Source organism: Acidiphilium sp. 34-64-41, from assembly GCF_002282635.1.
Classification (GTDB): Bacteria; Pseudomonadota; Alphaproteobacteria; order Acetobacterales; family Acetobacteraceae; genus Acidiphilium; species Acidiphilium rubrum.
On sequence record NZ_NCJX01000167.1, the window covers coordinates 1 to 2,453 of the forward strand.

At 62.6% G+C, this 2,453-nt stretch carries 4 protein-coding genes; 1 reads left to right on the forward strand and 3 read right to left on the reverse strand.

The window, feature by feature from the left end; translation table 11 throughout:
- On the forward strand, positions 1–697 hold a 697-nt coding region (locus tag B7X49_RS18615; RefSeq protein ID WP_286840628.1), incomplete at its 5' end, for a DUF3991 and TOPRIM domain-containing protein.
- 66 nt (positions 698–763) lie between these two features.
- Here B7X49_RS18615 and B7X49_RS18620 read toward each other — a convergent pair.
- The 3 genes from B7X49_RS18620 to B7X49_RS18630 form a co-directional block, all read right to left on the reverse strand.
- On the reverse strand, positions 764–1,471 hold the full coding sequence (locus B7X49_RS18620; RefSeq protein WP_286840630.1) for an SOS response-associated peptidase: 708 nt from the start codon (positions 1,469–1,471) through the stop codon (positions 764–766).
- Complete coding sequence (locus B7X49_RS18625; RefSeq protein ID WP_286840632.1) at positions 1,471–1,644, reverse strand: hypothetical protein; 174 nt, start codon at positions 1,642–1,644, stop codon at positions 1,471–1,473. Before B7X49_RS18625 ends, B7X49_RS18620 begins: the two co-directional genes overlap by 1 nt.
- A 388-nt stretch (positions 1,645–2,032) precedes the next feature.
- The coding region (locus B7X49_RS18630) for a class I SAM-dependent methyltransferase (protein WP_286840633.1) at positions 2,033–2,453 on the reverse strand (421 nt) is incomplete at its 5' end.

The window sequence follows — 2,453 nt, forward strand, 5'->3', positions numbered from 1 at the left end:
CCATGTCCGCCAGACGCTCCGCGCGATCGCCGGCATCGCCCCGTCAGGACCGGTCGCTGTCGCTGGCTCAACGCCGGATCGGATCGAGACGGTCTCTCCTTTGATCCGCTGGCAGGCGAAGCCCACGCTGCGCCCCACAACGAAAGCCTGGGGCTATCTCGCCCGCGACCGGCATCTGCCGGCCACCATCCTCGCCGCTGCCGCGGCACAGGATTGCATCCGGGCCGGCGGGTTCGGCTGCGCGTGGTTCGCCCATCGGGACCACGCGGGCATGTTGACCGGGATCGAGGCGCGTGGTCCCGATTTCCGGGGGGTGCTGCGGGGTGGACAGAAGAGCTTGTTCCGTTTCGCGCCTGGTGGCACGATCGGATATCCCCTGCGGGTCGCGGTGACCGAAGCACCGATCGACGCCTTGAGCCTCGCTGCACTCGAACCGGACCGGACGGACACGATCTATGTCGCCACCACCGGCGGGCTGGGGCCGGGCACCGTCACCGCCCTTTCTCAGCTGGTCGGGGAGCTCGGATCCGCCGGCGGCACTCTGGTCATCGCAACCGACGCCGATGCGGCCGGGGATCACCATGCCGCACGGATCGGGGCGACGATCGCATCGATCGCCGTGACCATCGAACGCTCGCGACCGCCCGGCTCAGCAAAGGACTGGAACGAAGCCTTGACGAGAGCCAGCGCGGGATGATCTGCCCCGCGCGGATCACGAGGCTAATGGAGGTCACTGCCTTCACGGCCGCAACCGGATCATCCCTCATGCATTGCCCTCAGCCGTTATCGCCGCGGCTTCGATTTCCACCGGCTCGACCAAACCAGGACCATCGGTTACCGTGCGGTTGACCGCGCACGAGACGGGCCACGCGTCCATCACTCCTGCCGTGTTTCGCTCGAGAATACTGGACGGATCCCCCGAAACCTCGCCAAGCCAGACCGGCCAATCCGCCTCGCCGATCACCAGCGGTGCCCGCGCATGGATATCCGCAAGCGATTCAGGTGCTGGCGTGGTGATGATCGCCAGCGACAGTTCCACCGGAAAATCCCGATGGGGCCGGCGTAACGAGATGATCCCGCCCAGTGTGATCGGCTCGGCGTCGGTGCGGCCGAGCGCATAGGGTTGCTTCAGGCCGGGCGCGATCGTTTTCCATTCATACCAGCAGCGCACCGGAACCAGACATCGGCGCGATTTGAACGAGCTACCGAACAGCTTGCTCGCCGCCACGGTCTCCGCTTTGGCATTGATCGGTTTGATCCGCGCGAGTTCGGCAACCTTCTCCCAGGGTGCCACGAAGCCCCACTCCGGCATGCAGAACCGCCGCTTGCGACCGTCGCTCTGGTGTACCGCAACGACACTCTGACCAGGTGAGACGTTCCATCGCAATGAGCGAGGAATTTTCGCACCGGGGGTGCCGATCAGGCGATCCAGCGATCCGTCAGGGAAACTCTGGGCAATCCTGCCGCACATTAGGAATCGGTGTCAGCGGCAGGTTCGCCGCCACCCGATACCGCGTTGGCATGGAACGTAGCACGGATTTGATCGAACAGCGGCGGATTATTGTTGCGCGCCCCCTGGCCGTCGATCAGGTCAAGACGGATCAGGCGTTGGCGGATCGCGGAGAGGCTGCTCCCGCATCTCACGCTGATGATCCTTGGCGTCTCGTTGAAGAGAAACCCCTCATAGAGGATGCGGTCCTCGGCCTCGGTCCAGCGATGACCGTGCCCAGCGCACAATCGAGCGCGTCTTCGCCCCCGACCGCGAGACATAAGTCGCGGCGTTCATCTGCATGATCAAGATAACTCCAACAATGGTGATGATGACGATCAGTGTCGATAAATGCACCACCTGGAGGAAACATGTCATACACACCCACCCAGGCATCGAAGATGTGGATACCATCGTTCAAAATCTTGGAATCGCCGATGCTCGGTGGGTCTTGCTGGGATGCTGCCCCACAGCCAGCCCGATCCATACTGGATTTGTCCGACGGGGTTTGGTCCTGCTGGCCCAAGAGCGAATTGGTCGGGTCTACAATCGTTGGGTTTCGGCCTCGCCGTGCGCTGCGTTGGTCAGGCGGCGCTCTGCATCGAACATGTAATCGCGCGTGATCGGAACGCGATCCCATGTTTTTGCTAATTGGAGCTGGAATACCATGTTGGTGCGGCGGCGAAAGCCGATTTCGCAGAGCGTGAGATAGAATTCCCACATACGAAAGAAGCGCTCGTCGTAGATGTCCACGATTTCACTGCGGTGCACTGCGACACGCTGGCGCCAGCGCAGCAGTGTTTCGGCATAATGGAGGCGGAGGATTTCAAGATCTGTCGTCAACAGGCCGCTGGCTTCGACCGACGTGAACAATTCTGACAGTGAAGGCGCATCGGCCCCCGGAAAGATGTGCTTGCGGATGAACGGATTGATCGCGCCGGGAATACCCGCATCGCCAATGGCG

Bases quoted from the DNA above. Each gene is read 5' to 3' on its own strand.
- B7X49_RS18620 (WP_286840630.1), bottom strand. From the start codon at position 1,471: ATGTGCGGCAGGATTGCCCAGAGTTTCCCTGACGGATCGCTGGATCGC.